The sequence below is a fragment of the Allobosea eneae genome (assembly GCF_042657265.1).
Taxonomy (GTDB): Bacteria; Pseudomonadota; Alphaproteobacteria; order Rhizobiales; family Beijerinckiaceae; genus Allobosea; species Allobosea eneae.
Map to the genome: position 1 here is coordinate 38953 of NZ_JBHSLW010000023.1, position 14894 is coordinate 53846.

14 protein-coding genes are annotated in these 14894 nt (G+C 66.7%); 10 read left to right on the forward strand and 4 right to left on the reverse strand.

The annotated features are described in order from the left end of the window. Positions 1–7 precede the first annotated feature (7 nt). The 3 genes from ACFPOB_RS15365 to ACFPOB_RS15375 form a co-directional block, all read right to left on the reverse strand. Positions 8–2293, reverse strand: a complete 2286-nt coding sequence (locus ACFPOB_RS15365) for a TonB-dependent receptor (RefSeq protein ID WP_377799294.1) — start codon at positions 2291–2293, stop codon at positions 8–10. A 107-nt stretch (positions 2294–2400) separates the two neighbouring features. Continuing rightward, positions 2401–3351 (reverse strand): FecR family protein, encoded by a 951-nt coding sequence (locus ACFPOB_RS15370; protein ID WP_377799295.1) that lies wholly within the window; start codon positions 3349–3351, stop codon positions 2401–2403. 112 nt (positions 3352–3463) lie between these two features. Beyond that, positions 3464–3988 carry an RNA polymerase sigma factor gene (locus tag ACFPOB_RS15375; protein ID WP_377799296.1) on the reverse strand — a complete coding sequence of 175 codons (525 nt, stop codon included), beginning with the start codon at positions 3986–3988 and terminating at the stop codon, positions 3464–3466. An 85-nt stretch (positions 3989–4073) separates the two neighbouring features. On the opposite strand from ACFPOB_RS15375, the gene ACFPOB_RS15380 reads away from it, so the two are divergent. From ACFPOB_RS15380 to ACFPOB_RS15425, 10 genes are all read left to right on the forward strand, one after another. After that, complete coding sequence (locus ACFPOB_RS15380) at positions 4074–4409, forward strand: hypothetical protein (RefSeq protein ID WP_377799297.1); 336 nt, start codon at positions 4074–4076, stop codon at positions 4407–4409. 296 nt (positions 4410–4705) lie between these two features. After that, positions 4706–5494, forward strand: a complete 789-nt coding sequence (locus ACFPOB_RS15385) for an enoyl-CoA hydratase/isomerase family protein (RefSeq protein ID WP_377799298.1) — start codon at positions 4706–4708, stop codon at positions 5492–5494. Between the two features lies 1 nt (position 5495). Continuing rightward, positions 5496–6311 carry an ABC transporter ATP-binding protein gene (locus ACFPOB_RS15390; RefSeq protein ID WP_377799299.1) on the forward strand — a complete coding sequence of 272 codons (816 nt, stop codon included), beginning with the start codon at positions 5496–5498 and terminating at the stop codon, positions 6309–6311. After that, positions 6311–7189 carry a branched-chain amino acid ABC transporter permease gene (locus tag ACFPOB_RS15395; RefSeq protein ID WP_377799300.1) on the forward strand — a complete coding sequence of 293 codons (879 nt, stop codon included), beginning with the start codon at positions 6311–6313 and terminating at the stop codon, positions 7187–7189. Before ACFPOB_RS15390 ends, ACFPOB_RS15395 begins: the two co-directional genes overlap by 1 nt. Before the next feature lie 4 nt (positions 7190–7193). Then, on the forward strand, positions 7194–8234 hold the full coding sequence (locus ACFPOB_RS15400) for a branched-chain amino acid ABC transporter permease (RefSeq protein WP_377799301.1): 1041 nt from the start codon (positions 7194–7196) through the stop codon (positions 8232–8234). Positions 8235–8288: 54 nt separating this feature from the next. Then, positions 8289–9473, forward strand: a complete 1185-nt coding sequence (locus tag ACFPOB_RS15405) for an ABC transporter substrate-binding protein (RefSeq protein ID WP_377799302.1) — start codon at positions 8289–8291, stop codon at positions 9471–9473. A 187-nt stretch (positions 9474–9660) separates the two neighbouring features. Next, on the forward strand, positions 9661–10467 hold the full coding sequence (locus ACFPOB_RS15410) for an ABC transporter ATP-binding protein (RefSeq protein ID WP_377799303.1): 807 nt from the start codon (positions 9661–9663) through the stop codon (positions 10465–10467). Positions 10468–10478: 11 nt separating this feature from the next. Continuing rightward, positions 10479–12302, forward strand: coding sequence for an AMP-dependent synthetase/ligase (locus ACFPOB_RS15415; RefSeq protein ID WP_377799304.1), 1824 nt, complete (start codon positions 10479–10481; stop codon positions 12300–12302). An 11-nt stretch (positions 12303–12313) separates the two neighbouring features. Next, complete coding sequence (gene bktB, locus ACFPOB_RS15420) at positions 12314–13495, forward strand: beta-ketothiolase BktB (protein WP_377799305.1); 1182 nt, start codon at positions 12314–12316, stop codon at positions 13493–13495. A 7-nt stretch (positions 13496–13502) separates the two neighbouring features. Next, positions 13503–14144, forward strand: coding sequence for a TetR/AcrR family transcriptional regulator (locus ACFPOB_RS15425; protein ID WP_377799306.1), 642 nt, complete (start codon positions 13503–13505; stop codon positions 14142–14144). Positions 14145–14172: 28 nt separating this feature from the next. On the opposite strand, the gene ACFPOB_RS15430 is transcribed toward ACFPOB_RS15425, so the two are convergent. Beyond that, positions 14173–14886, reverse strand: coding sequence for a SapC family protein (locus tag ACFPOB_RS15430; protein ID WP_377799307.1), 714 nt, complete (start codon positions 14884–14886; stop codon positions 14173–14175). Positions 14887–14894: the final 8 nt, after the last annotated feature.

Sequence of the window (14894 nt, forward strand, 5' to 3'; positions counted from 1 at the left end):
CCGCTCCTCAGAAGCGCGCGGCGGCGCTGAGCACGATGGCGCGGCCCGGCTGGTAGAGCGGCGTCACCGTGCCGAATTCCTGACCATAGGTGGCGCGGTCGGCATAGGTCTTGTCGAGGATATTCTTGGCCTCGACGCGGAAGGTGAAGTTCGGCAGCGCCTGCGGCTTATACTCGACGAAGGCGTTGACGACCTCGTAGCCCTTGAGCGGCAGGTTGCCCGGCAGAACCTTCTTGTAATCGAAAACGATCTCGAGATCGGCACCGACGGTCACGCCCCATTGCTGAAAGGTATGGGCGCCGGTCAGCGTCAGCACACGGCCGATCGGGGTGGCGAGATAAGTGCCGGTATCGGAATCGGCCGGCAGATTGTCGATCTTGACGTCGATATCGGCGTATTTCGCCCGCACAAAGCCGTCTGCCCAGGCATAGGCGGCCGAGATCTCGTAGCCATGCGATTCGACATGGCGGGTCTGCGTCGCAGCTGCCAGCGCGAAGCGGGCCGATCGGGCATTGTCGATCACGGTACGGAAGACGCTGCCTTCGACGGTGAAGCCCGCATAGCGCGCCACCAGCCCGGCGACATAGTTGTCGGACGTTGTGGGCTCGACCCCGTCCCGGCCATAGCGCCAGGCCGGATTCAGGATGAAGTTCTCGGCGAGCTGGACGCCGCCGAAGACATGCGAGTAGCCGGCCTTGGCGGTCAGCAGTTCGGGGATCAGGTCGACTTCAGCCGATGCGTTGCGGCTGACCCCGAAATTGTCATGGCTGGACCTGTCGACTCCAGTGAACCATTGCTTGTCGCCGCGCAGGCCGAACGAGACCCGCACGCGCTCTATTGGCGTCAGCCGCGCTTGCGCATAGACGCCGACATTGCTCGCTTTCTCGCTGATGCGATAATTGATGTCCTTATAGAGCGCCTTGTCCTTGTAGAAGTCGACGCCGGCCGTGACGCTTCCGAGTGAACCGAGCCCGAACCGATTCTCGAATTTGCCGTTGAGGCTGTCTGTTTCGCCTGTGCCGGGATATGTCACCGGCGGGTTGGCTCCGATCGGCCGTTCGAAGACCGGCGTCCTGACCTCGGTCGCGCTGTAGGCCAGCACCGCCTTTGGATCCCACAAGCCGATCGGCGAGGTGCGGCTGTAGCTCAGCACCGTGTTCTGGCGATTGATCTCGTAGTTCCGGATCCGCGGCTCCCAGGCGGGCCGGCCGCTGATGAAGCCGATATTGCCGCGGAAGGGGCGCAGCGCATCGTCACGCACGCGCTCGTGGCTGATCTGGAAGCGGTCGCCGCTCGGCGCCTCCCAGCCGAGCTTGACGAGGCCGCTCAGAATGTCGGTCGCCGTGCCTGGGACCTTGCGACCGTCGCCGGCCTCATAGGCCTGCCCCTTGCCATAAGTGACATAGCCGAGTGCGTCGAAACCCTGATAGCGGGCATAGCCTGAGAGGCTGTTGGTAAAGACGTTGCCATTGGTATTGAACATCGTCTTGGCGAAAGCCCCTACGCCGTTGCCGGGCAGAAAGTCACGCGCATCCTTGGTCTCGTAGGCGATGGCGCCAGCCATCGCGCCAGGGCCGGCATCGGCTGGCGCGACGCCGGCATCGACGCGGGCCGCCTTGAGGAAAGAGGGGTCGATCAGAGTGGTGCCGTTGTGATGGAAGACTTTGTTGTTCTGCCGGCTGCCGTCGATCGTGACCGAGAGATTGTTTTCCTCGACGCCATGGACGTAAACCTTCTGCGACATCGGGATCGAGCCACCGACCTTGACCCCCGGCTCACCGGCGAAAAGGTCGCGCGTGTCGATCGGGTTCTTGCGCTCGATTTCCTTTGGACCGATGACGATCTCGCTGACGCCGCCGCGCGCCATGCTCGCACCCATGACATCGATCGTATCGAGCGCGATCGCACCGGCCGGCGCCGCGCCGATCGCGGCTGCTGCGGGTACAGCCTCCACCGTGACCGAGCGCGCGCCGGTGAAGCGATAGGTCAGGCCGGTGCCGGCGAGCAGGCGCTGCAGAGCGGCTTCCGGCGATTGGGCGCCCGAGACGGCGCCGGAACGCTTGCCTGCGGCGAGCGAAGATGGGACGAAGATCTCGATCCGGGTCTGACGGGAGAAGGCGATCAGGGCGGAGGACAGGGCCTGGGCGGGGATGTCGATCGCAGCGCTCGTCGCCGCAGGCGCCTGCGCCAGCACCGGCTGCGTGGCAAAATTGCCGAGCGCCGTGCCAGCCAGCAGCACGGCTATCAGCGCCGGCCGGACCGCCTGCTGTCCGGCCTTGTTCCTGCTCTTCATCGTCAGATGCCCCTGTCCGCGATCATGCGGAGCGCCGTACTGGCGCTCCCCCGTTGGGGAAGACGCCCGGGGGGAGAAAACTAATTAGGCGCCGGCGCGATTTTTCTTCACCAGGCGACGAGAGCGACGAGGTAGTCGCTCATGCGCAACAGCCGCAGGTCGAGATTGCGAGCAATGGTGTCGAGCGCCGCTTCGGGACGCTTGGCGTCGAATACGGCGGTGATGCGCCGCTTGCCGAGCTCACCCCCGAGCAGCTGGATATGGCCACGGCGATAGCGGCCGAGTTCGCTCAGCACCGTGTCGAGCGGTGTATCGTGGAAGACGAGCTGGTCCTGTCGCCACGCCTGGGCACTATCGAGATCGGCCGGACGCACGGCCGAGACGCCGCTGCGGTCATAGCTGACCTCCTGGCCGGCGGCGACGCCGACGGCACTGCTTCCGCTGGCGCTGACCGCGACCTTGCTTTCGGTGACGACGACCGAGACCGTCTCGCTCAGGCCGATCTTGACGTCGAATGCCGTGCCGAGCACGGCGATCTCGCCCTGGCCGGCGCCGACGACGAAAGGCCGGGCCGGATCGCGCGCCACGGTGAAGAAGGCCTCGCCTGCAACCAATCTCACGGCTCGCCGGGCATTGCCGAGGTCGACTTCGATCGCACTGACCGGCCCAAGCTCGATACGCGAACCGTCCGCAAGAGCGACGACGCGCCGTTCGCCGATCCCGGTGCGATAGTCGGCAAGGAGGCCGGGCGGAAGCAGGCGCAGACCCGCAGTCACGGCCAGCAGCAGCATCGCCGCAACCGCCAGCGGACGCCAGAATGCTCGTGGCCGACGCCGCTCTGGGCGCTCAGTGACCGGAACGACCATTGTCGTAACTGCGACTTGATCGAGCGCACCCCAAATGGCTTCGAGCTCGCCCCAAGCCCGCTCATGCGCCGGATCGGCCTTCAGCCAGACGGCAAATGCCGCCCGATCTGCTTCGGTCACCTCCTCGTCGCGCAGCCTGACGAACCAAGCGACAGCGGCTTCATCGACCGTATCGGCATCGACCTTATCCATCGGCGCGCCGGTTCGGGCCGCAATGCGGTGTCCGCAGATGCATCGCGCGCCGGAACTCCATCGATCCCGCCTGTTGGCTCATCTCGCTGTTTAGACGATCCGGCTCGGAAAACTAATTAGCACCTGGCGGATTTTTCTCGCGCATCCGTCGACGCAGCAGGTTCATGGCGTTGGCGAGATGGACCATGACCGTGTTGCGGGAGATACCGAGGCGCTGCGCGATCTCGGCATAACTCAGCTCCTCGAACTTATGGAGCAGCAGCACCTCGCGGCATCGCGGTGGCAAGGACGAGAGCGCGGCCTCCAGCTCGAGAAACCGATCCTGCTCGACGAGACCGGTCTCGGCCGTCGGCATGGGATCGGCGATCATCAGCGCATCGGGCGGCTCGGCCTCGAACAGCAGCTTCGCCCGCTGCTCCCGCCGCCAGTGGTCGATCGCGATCGTGTCCGCGGCACGGCTGAGATAGGCGCTGGCGTCACGGATGTCGCTGCGCGGCGCCCTCAGCAGGCGCAGGAAGAGCTCCTGGACCGCATCGGCCGCCTGCTGCGCGTTGAGCCCGCGCCCGATCAAGCGCCGCCGGAGCCTGTCCTGCTCGGCGGCGTAGAGCGCGGCGACGCTGAGCGCGCTGTGCGACATCTGCCCTCGTGATCCCGCGCCGTAAAGGCGTCCGAGACGGCTATCGGCATGAAGAGCAAGAAAGTCAATAAAAACAGTAGTTTAAATGAATTCCAATCTATGGCTGATCTGGTTCAGACGGCCAGTTCCGCCGGGAGATTCGCGCACCTTGTCGGTCTCGGTCGAGCCTGCCATCTCGACAACCGCCTTGTCGGCGAAAGAAGCCGCCCTGTTCTCCGGCGTGTCGATCTGCGGGGGCCTTGCCTTGCCAGTCGATGGTCTCCCCCGCAGCCGCGGGATCGAAGGCGACGAGGAAGACGCCGTGGCCTTTCGGATCGCAGCGGCCGCCACCGGCGATCCCGGCCATGAGCTCGACCACCAGCCCGTCAGCGAGCCGACCTGGCCGCCGCGCGGCAGCAAGGCCGCGACCGCTGCGATATGAGGCTCCGGGAAAGACCGTAGCACTAGGCGCCGGTCGCGCTCGGTCACCCTTGCGCTTTGGTGAGCCATACGAAGGTTTGCATCGATCCGGATGGTGCTTTGCCTGGGTTCATCACCCTGCAGGCACGGGCGAAAGCCGTCGCTCTGGGCGACCGCGCCGTTCCGTTTTGGCAATCCGGGCCGTGCAGAAATGCACATGGCGCACCGCGCAGGGTTTCGCCTTACTCACGAGTAATCTCGTGAACAACGAGTAGAGGCACTGCGGCGGCAAACGATCGCAGGCCCGAGGGGAACGCCATGGATCAGGCCGGGAGTCCGGTGCTGCTCGCGATCGAGCATGCCGTCGCCGTCGTCACGCTCAGCCATCCGCGCGTGTTGAACGCGATCGATGCGCAGATGGCGCAAGCCCTTGCCGATGCGATGGAGCGCATCGCTCAGGACGGCACGGTGCGAGCCCTGCTGTTGCGTGGCGAAGGCCGTGCCTTCTGCGCCGGCGGCGACGTCGCCCGCTTCGCGGGAGAGGACCCCACCGCCGCGGTCGAGGCGATCATCGATCCGTTCCACGCCGCACTGCGCGCGCTCAACGCGCTGAAACTGCCGACGCTCGCCGCCGTTCAGGGGCCGGTCGCGGGTGCCGGCTTCAGCCTCGCCATGGCCTGCGATCTCTGCATCGCGGCCGACGACGCCGTCTTCACCATGGCCTATTCCCGTATCGGCGCCTCCCCCGACGGCTCGGCGACCTATCGGCTGCCGCGCCTTGTCGGCGAGCGCAAGGCGCTCGAACTCGCGCTGCTGGCCGAGCCGGTCGGCGTGGCCGAGGCGCTCACGCTCGGGCTGGTCAACCGGGTCGTGCCGGCTGCCGACCTCGCGGACGAGGCGATGTCGCTGGCACGCCGACTCGCGCATGGGCCGACTGCGGCCTATGCCCGGATCAAGCACCTCGTCGGCCGTTCGCTCGGCAACGACCTCTCGACCCAGCTCGATCTCGAACGCGAGGCATTCCTCGCCGGCACGCGCACGGCAGATTTCCGGGAAGGCGCACACGCCTTCCTGGCCAAGCGAACGCCGCAATTCGAGGGCCGCTGAGATGGTCGCTTCCCCCATCCTGGAGGTGTCTGGCGTCTCGCTCGCCTTCGGCGGGGTTCGCGCCCTCACCGACGTCTCGTTTTCGGTGCCGGAAGGCGCGATCACCGCCGTGATCGGCCCGAACGGCGCCGGCAAGACCTCGCTGTTCAACACGATCTCGGGCTTCTATCGGCCGCAAGCCGGCAGCATCCGCTTCGCCGGCGAGAGCCTTGAAGGCGTACGCGCTCCGCAGCGCGCCGCGCGCGGCCTCGCCCGCACCTTCCAGAACATCGCGCTGTTCCGCGGCATGACCGTGCTCGACAACATCAAACTCGGCCGTCACGCCCATATGCGCACCGGCGTGCTCGATGCGCTGTTCTATTGGGGTCGGGCCCAGAAGGAGGAGCTGGAGCTGCGTGCGGAGATCGAGGAGCGCATCATCGACTTCCTCGAGATCCAGCATATTCGCAACGCCTCGGTCGGCACGCTCTCCTACGGCTTGCAGAAGCGTGTCGAGCTGGCGCGGGCGCTCGCCATGCGTCCGCGCATCCTGATGCTGGACGAGCCTGTCGCGGGCATGAACCGCGAGGAGACCGAGGATATGGCCCGCTTCATCCTCGACGTGAAGGAGGAATGGGGCGTCACCATCCTGATGGTCGAGCACGACATGGGCATGGTGATGGATATCTCCGACCATGTCGTGGTGCTGAATTTCGGCCAGGTCATCGCCAGCGGCACGCCGCGCGAGGTCCAGGGCAACGATGCCGTGATCGCTGCCTATCTCGGCTCGGGCGATGTCGGCGCAATCGCGCGCCGGATCAAGGCGGAGGCGGCGTGATGGACGCGCTCTTCCTCTTTGAAGTCACGCTCGCCGGTCTCGGCGCCGGCGCACTCTATGCGCTGACCGGCGTCGCCTTCGTGCTGATCTACAAGGCCACGCGCGTGGTGAATTTGGCCATCGGCGAGATCCTGATGCTCGGCGGCTATGCCTTCCTCGGCTTCGCGGCCGGGCTCGGCCTCTCGCCCTGGCTGGCATTGCCGCTTGCGATCGCGGCCGGCGGCGCGCTCGGCTGGCTGGTCGAGCGCGCCTTGATCCGGCCGATGCTGGGCGAGAGCCCGATCTCGGTGTTCATGGTGACGATCGGGCTCGGCTCGATTCTGGCCGGCGTGGTTCAGCTCGGCTGGGGCGCCGACCCGCTGCGTCTGCCTGAGTTCATGCCCTCGGCGCCAGTCTTCATCGGGGACGCCTATCTCGCGCCCAAGGTCGCGATCGGCTTCGTCGCTGCGGCCGTGGTGATCGGACTTTTCCTGGCCCTGTTCCGCTTCTCGCGCGGCGGCGTCGCGCTCAAGGCGACGGCCGCCGACCAGGGCGCGGCCTATTCGGTCGGGATCGACGTTCCCCGTGTCTTCTCCATCGCCTGGATCCTCGCCTGCGCCACCGCGGCCGGGGCCGGGGTGCTGGTCGGGGCGATCGGCGGCATCTCGCCGACCATGGGCGTGTTCGGCCTCTCGGTCCTGGTCGTCGTCATCATCGGCGGGCTCGACTCGATCGCCGGCGCGCTCGTCGGCGGCCTCCTGATCGGGCTGGTCGAAGCGCTCGCCGGCGCCTTCCTCGGCGGCGAGTTCAAGCTCGTCGTCACCTTCGCGCTGCTGCTCGTGCTGCTGATGGTCCGTCCCTACGGCCTGTTCGGCACCCACGAGATCGAGAGGCTCTAGCGCCATGCGGATCGGCACGCTCAAGACCAGCTACGCCGCCGACGAGGCGCTGTTCGACACTTCCGTGCAGCGCGGCCTGCTGGTGCTGCTCGCGCTCGCCGCGATCGCCTTTCCCTTCGTCGCCAGCCCCTACTGGCTCTTCCTCGCCTGCCTCTGCGCGATCAATGTCGCGAGCGCGACCGGCCTGAACCTGCTCACCGGCTATACCGGCCTCGTCAGCCTCGGCCAGGCCGCCTTCATGAGCGTTGGCGCCTACACCGTCGCCGTGCTGGAGATCAGGCTCGGTACACCGTTCTTCATCAACCTTCTGGTCGGCGCCGGTTTCGCCGCGGCGATCGGCGTCCTCGTCGGCATTCCCAGCCTCAAGGTGAAGGGGCTCTATCTCGCCATCGCGACGATCGCGGCCTCGGTCATCCTGCATTTCCTGTTCTCGCACGGGTCGCTGACCGGCGAGTCGCGCGGCCTGTCGATGCCGCCGGCACGCCTGTTCGGCCTCACCCTCGACCAGCCCTTCTCGCTCTATTGGCTGATCTTGCCGGTGACCTGCCTGATGGTGCTCGGCGCGGCCAACCTGTTGCGCACCAGGATCGGCCGCGCCTTCATCGCCATCCGCGACCGCGACATCTCGGCCGAGGTGCTCGGCATTCCGCTGCTGCGCTACAAGCTGACCAGCTTTGCGATCTCCTCCTTCTATGCCGGGCTCGCCGGCGGGCTCTGGGCCTATTTCTTCCGCGTCGTCACGCCCGAGAGCTTCCCGCTGGTCAATTCGATCTTCTACCTCGCCGCGATCATCGTCGGCGGCATGGGCACGATCCTCGGCGGCATCCTCGGCGCGGTCTTCATGACGCTCGTGCCGGAGCTTTTGAAGTTCGTCGCCAACTGGGCGACGCCGATCTACCCGGACGCGCTCGCAGCGCTGGCGCCGGTGCGCACCATCGTCTTCGGCGCGCTGATCGTCGGCTTCCTGATCTTCGAGCCGCGCGGCCTCGCCGAGATCTGGCGGCGGCTGCGCCGCTTCTTCCATCTCTGGCCGTTCAGGACCTGAGCACTTCGCTGAAAACCGCTGCCGGCAAGAGCAGCCAACCCTAGGGAGGATGAGATGACGAATACGACTCTCGACAGGCGCCAGCTTCTCGCCGGCACCGCAGCGCTCGCCGGCGGATTGGCGCTCGGCGTCAGGCCGCTCGCGGCGCAGGAGGGCGGCGACATCGTGCTCGGCGGCTCGATCCCGCTGACGGGCGTCTTCGCCTTTGCCGGCGTCGGCATCCATGCCGGCATCCAGGACTATCTCAAGATCCTGAACGATGGCGGCGGCATCAAGGGCCGCAAGATCAAGTATGTCGCCGAGGACACCGCCTACAAGGTCGACGCCTCGGTCGCGGCCTTCAACAAGATCACCGGCCAGGAGAAGGTCTCGCTCTACTATGGCGACTCGACCGGCTTCTCGAAGACGATCAATCCCGAGCTCGAGCGCCGCGGCAGCATGATCATGGCCGGCGCCTCCTTCGCGACCGAGCTCAACGATCCCAAGAAGTTCCCGCTGCAGTTCATGGCCGGGCCCGACTACACCGAGATGTTCGGCATTCTCCTGCGCTACATCGCCAAGGAGAAGCCGGGCGCGCGCGTCGCCTTCGTCTATTCCGACAGCGAGTTCGGGCGCGATCCGATCGGGCCGAGCGAGGCGGTCGCCAAGGAACTCAAGCTCAGCGTCGTCGAGAAGATCGTGACGCCGCCGGGCAGCGTCGACGTCTCGACCGAGGTGCTGAAGCTGCGCCGCGCCAATCCCGACTTCACCATCTTCCACGGCTATGTGCTGGCGCCGATCCCGGAATTCGTCACCCAGGCGAAGCAGATGGGCATGAAGAGCCAGTTCATGGGCACGTTCTGGACCATGGACAACTCGACCGTGCAGCGCATGGGCGACGCCGCCGAGGGCTTCATGGGCGTGATGCCGTACCGCTATTACTACGACAAGGACGGTTCCTCGCCGATGCTGGAGAAGATCCGGCAGATGCGCCCGGAATACCAGTCGACCGGCTATCTGCAGGGCTTCGTCACCGCCATGCTGATGGCCGAGGCGGTGAAGCGCACGCTCGACGCCGGCAAGGAGCTTACCGGCGCCAATCTCAAGGCCGGGCTCAACAGCATCAAGGATTTCGACACCGGCGGGCTGTTCGGCGTGCCGATCTCGATCCCCGGCAATTCCGTGCCGGTCGGGCGCATCTACCGCTTCGACGCCAAGGCCAAGCAGATGCAGCCGGCTTCCGACTGGATCAAGCTGTGAGAGGGCTCGCGCTGGAACCGCATCGTCATTCCGGGACGGGCCGTAGGCCCGGGCCCGGAACCCATGATCATGGCGATGAACCAGTAGGCGCGGACAGCGCGAGCATCTTCCTCGAAGGATCAGTGTTCATGGATTCCGGGCCCGCCGCTGCGCGGCGTCCCGGAAAGACGGGGTAAGGGAAAGCGCGATGAGCTCCCCGGTGCTCGACGTCAACAATGTCGAGGTGGTCTATAACCGGACAGTGCAGGTGCTGCGCGGGCTGTCGCTGCAGGTGCCGGAGGGCGAGATCGTCGCCCTTCTCGGCTCGAACGGCGCCGGCAAGTCGACGCTGCTGAAGGCGGTGTCGAACCTGCTCTCGCTCGAGGATGGCGACGTCACCGCCGGCGCCATCCGCTTCCGCGGCGACGATATCGCGGCGCTCACCCCGCATGGGCTCGTCCGGCGCGGACTCTTCCATGTCATGGAGGGGCGGCGGATTTTCGAGGACCTCTCCGTCGAGGAGAACCTCACCGCCGCGACCTTCGCGCTGAGCGGGCGCAAATTGCCCGCGGCCGATTTCGACCTCGTCTACAACTACTTCCCAAGGCTGCATGAGCGCCGCAAGGGGCTCGCCGGCTATCTGTCCGGCGGCGAGCAGCAGATGCTGGCGATCGGCCGCGCGCTGATCGCGCGGCCATCGCTGATCCTGCTCGACGAGCCCTCGCTCGGCCTGGCCCCCAAGTTGGTCGAGGAGATCTTCGCGATCATCGCCCGCATCAATGCCGAGCAGAAGGTCTCGATGCTGCTGGTCGAGCAGAACGCCGCCGTCGCCTTCGCGGTGGCGAATTACGGCTACATCCTCGAAATGGGCAAGGTCGTGATCGACGGGCCGGTCGAGAAGCTGATGCGCGACCAGGACGTGCGCGAATTCTATCTCGGCCTCGGCGGCGCCGGGGCTGAGCGCAGCTATCGCGACATCAAGCACTACAAGCGCCGCAAGCGCTGGCTCTCGTGAGGATGGCGGCGATGCACGAGCTTCCGAACCTCACTCTGCCGCAGATGCTGCGCGAGAATGCGCGGACCATGCCGGAGCGCATCGCGCTCAGGCAGAAGGATTTCGGCATCTGGCTGCCGATCAACTGGGCGGAATACGATCGCCAGGCCCGCCAGTTCGGCCTCGGACTGCGCGCGCTCGGCCTCGCCGAAGGCGGGCATGTCGGCATCCTCTCGGAGAACCGGGCGGAATGGGTTGTCGCCCAGCTCGGCGCCGGCATGGTCAATGCGGTCGCGGTCGGCGTCTACGCAACCAGCCCGGCCAACGAGGTCGCCTATGTGCTGGGCCATGCCGAGGTCGAGATCGTGGTCTGCGAGGACCAGGAGCAGACCGACAAGGTGCTGGAGCGGCTGGAGGAATTGCCGCGGCTGAAGCGGATCGTGGTGATCGACCCCAAGGGCCTGCGGGGTTACGCCTCCGAGCTTGTCTTATCCTTCGCCGAGGTGCTGCGCCTCGGCTCGGAACATGAAGCGAAACATCCCGGGCTGGTCGAGGCCTGCCTCGCCGCGCAGACCTCCGCCGATATCGGCCTGATGGTCTACACCTCGGGTTCGACCGGCAAGCCCAAGGGGGCGATGCTGAGCTATCGCAACATGCGCGCCCAGGCGGCCGGCGTGGTCGAGCGGCTCGGCTACGATGCGAGTACGACCAACCTGTCCTATCTGCCCCTCTGCCATGTCGCCGAGCAGATGCTGAGCACGATGGCGCCGATCTATGCCGGCTCCTGCGTCTCCTTCGGCGAGTCGATCCGCACCGTGCAGGAGGATCTGCGCGAGATCGCGCCGACGCTCTTCCTCGGCGTGCCCCGCATCTGGGAGAAGCTGCACGCGGCGATCCACATCAAGCTGATGGAGGCCGGCGGCTGGCGCCGGCGCCTGTTCGAGGCCGGCCTTGCCGCCTGCGAGCCCTTCGCCACCAAGCCGAACTCCGCACGCAGCCTGCGCGAGAAAGCGCTCGCAACCTTCTTTCAACTCGTCATCTTCCGGGCGCTGCAGAACTTCATCGGCCTGCGCAAGGCGAAGATCGCGTTGACCGGGGCGGCGCCGATCCCGCCGCGCATCGTCCAGTTCTTCCGCACGCTCGGCGTGCCGCTGGTCGAGGTCTATGGGCTGACCGAGACCTCCGGCATGGCGACCGGACAGCGCCTCGACCATCTGCTGCCTGCTTCAGTCGGCGAGGCGGTCGCGGGCGCAGAGGTTCGTCTCGGCGACCAAGGCGAATTGCTGGTGCGCGGCGACATCGTCTTCGAGGGCTATTTCCGCAATCCCGAGGCGACGCAAGGCGTGCTGCGCGAGGGCTGGCTGCACACCGGCGACGTCGCCGTGATCGAGGCCGGCCAGGTCCGGATCGTCGACCGGCTGAAAGACATCATGATCACCGCCGGCGGCAAGAACCTCAGCCCATCCGAGATCGAGAACACGGTCAAGGGCAGCGCCTTCATCAAGGAGTGCATCGTCGTGGCCGACGGGCGCCGCTATCCCTCCGCCCTGATCCAGATCGACGGCGAGACCGTCGGCAAATGGGCCGAGGAGAACCGTATCGCCTTCACCCATTTCCGCAGCCTCGCCGAGCATGAGCGCGTGCGCGAACTCGTCGCCGCCGAGATCGAGCGGGCGAACAGCCAGCTCGCGCCGGTGGCGCAGCTCAAGCGCTTCCACCTGCTCGTCAAGGAACTCGATCATGACGATGACGAGGTCACCGCGACGATGAAGGTCCGGCGAGCGAGCATCGCGAAGAAATACGCCGCCGAGATCGAGGCCCTGTACAAGCCTGAGCGGCAGGCCGAACCCGTTTGAGGAGAACCACCATGAGCCGACATGTCGTCATCACCGCGGGTGTGCGCACCGCGATCGGAACCTTCGGCGGGGCGCTCTCCGGCCATGCCCCGACCGCGCTCGGCGCTGCTTGCGTCGGCGAGGCGCTGCGCCGCGCCGACCTGCCGGCCTCAGAGGTGGGCCATGTCGTGTTCGGCAACGTGATCCTGACCGAATCCAAGGATGCCTATCTCGCCCGCATCGCGGCGATCGATGCCGGCATCCCGGTCGAGGTGCCGGCCTTGACGCTGAACCGGCTCTGCGGCTCCGGCGTGCAGGCGATCGTCTCCGCCGCGCAGGCGATCATGCTCGGGGATTGCGACACCGCCGTCGCCGGCGGAGCGGAGACGATGAGCCGCGCGCCGCACCTCTTGTCGACCGCCCGCTTCGGCCAGCGCATGGGCGACACCGTCGCCTCCGACCACCTGACCGGCATCCTGACCGACCCGTTCGGCAATGGCATCATGGGCATCACCGCCGAGAACGTCGCCGAGCGCTACGGCATCGACCGCGAGGCGCAGGACGCCTTCGCCGCCGAGAGCCAGCGCCGCGCCGGCGAGGCGATCAATGCCGGCCGCTTCAAGGAGCAGATTCTGCCGGTCGAGGTTCGCAAGGGCCGCGACATGATCAGCTTCGACACCGACGAGCATGCCAAGCCCGGCACGACGGCGGAGACGCTGAAGGGGCTGCGCCCGACCTTCAAGAAGGACGGCACGGTCACGCCCGGCAACGCCTCGGGCATCAATGACGGCGCCGCCGCGATGGTGCTGATGGAAGAGGGGCGCGCCGGCCGCGAGGGCAAGCCGATCCTGGCGCGTATCGTCGGCTATGCCCATGCCGGCGTCGAACCCGGCGTGATGGGCATCGGCCCGGTGCCGGCGGTGCAGGCGCTTCTGAATCGTACGGGGCTCGCACTCGGGGATTTCGACGTGATCGAGTCGAACGAGGCCTTCGCGGCCCAGGCCTGCGCCGTCGCCAAGGAACTCGGCTTTGATCCGGCCAAGGTCAATCCCAATGGCGGCGCGATCGCGCTCGGCCATCCCGTCGGCGCGACCGGCGCGATCATCACGCTGAAGGCGGCCTATGAGCTCAAGCGCACCGGCGGACGCTACGGGCTGGTGACAATGTGCATCGGCGGCGGCCAGGGCATCGCGCTCGCGATCGAACGGGCCTGAGCCGGATATGGCGACAGCCCTCTGGAAGACGCCGGCGCAGCGCGAGCGCGAGCGGGCCCTCAAGCGCGAGGCCGTGCTGCGCGTCGCGGCGCAGGCCTTCGCCGAGCAGGGCTTCCACCGCACCTCGCTCGACGATGTCGCCGAGCGGCTGAACGTCACCAAGCCGACGATCTACCACTATGTCCGCAGCAAGGACGAGATCCTGTTCGAATGCGTGCGGATCGGACTGGAACGGCTCGACGCCGCCGCCGCCTCGGCTGAAGCCCGGCGCAGCGGCGGCAGCGGCCTCGAGCGGCTGATCGTGCTCTGGACCGAATACGCCCACATCGTCACCGAGGATTTCGGCCGCTGCCTGATCCTCGTCGGCGAAGACCCTCTCCCCGCCGAGACGCGCAAGGACCTGCGCGCCCTCAAGGGCAAGATCGACAAGCGCTTCCGTGGTTTGATCGAAGCCGGCATCGCCGACGGCTCGATCCGCACCTGCGATCCAAAACTGCTCGCCTTCGCCGCGGCGGGCGCGCTGAGCTGGATCGCGCGCTGGCATGATCCGGCCGGGCCGCTCTCGGTCGATCACATAGCCCGCGAAACGATCGGGCTCTTCGTGAATGGTATCGGAGAAATCGATGCCGCACGGGCCGCGTCGGCTTGAATCTTCGACGCGACGCGCGGCGCCAACCCTATTGCGGGCGCTCGCCGAGCAAAGCGAAGTTCATCAGGCTGATCAAATGGGCGTGGATGGGCGCCAGATAGCCCTTGCGCCGCAGATCTAGCCAGGTCTCGTCCGGCAGCGCGTTGAGCCGCTCTTCGCTCACCGCCGCGAAGCCGGAGAAATTCGAGGTCGCGCGATCGGGTGACCGAATCTCGATGTTGATTGTCTGGAACAGATCGAGAGCCTTCAGCTCGGCGGTGAAAGCCGCCGTTGCCTTGGCCGCGTCGGAATATTCGCCGACGAAGGCGATGATCCGCTGCAGGGCCTCGGTCGGCTCCCCCTCCTCGCTGAAGAGGCGCTCGCCCTGCTCGTTCTGCAGACCGGCAAAGCCACCGTCAACGCAGATGACCTGCTGCTCGGCCGAGACCTCGCCGCCGACGAAAGGATAGCGCCGCAAATAGGCCGGCGGATGTTGGCCGCGCCAGCGCCCGTCCGGGTCGACAAAGCGGCTCTCGCCAGGGCGCATCCCGACCATGAACAGCGGCGAAACTACGCCGCTTTCCTCCAGGAAGAGAATCGGCATGTCCCGGCAGCCGATCGCGAATTCCGGCATCAGCGCCGGCAAGACATGCGCGCCAGCCGCAAAGCCATAAGGCTTGTCAGCGGACGAGATCCGCGCCTCGCGATGCTGGTTGCGGTCGAGCACGGTGATGCTTGAATAGAAGAGCGGCAGCGGCGCCATGGTCAGGT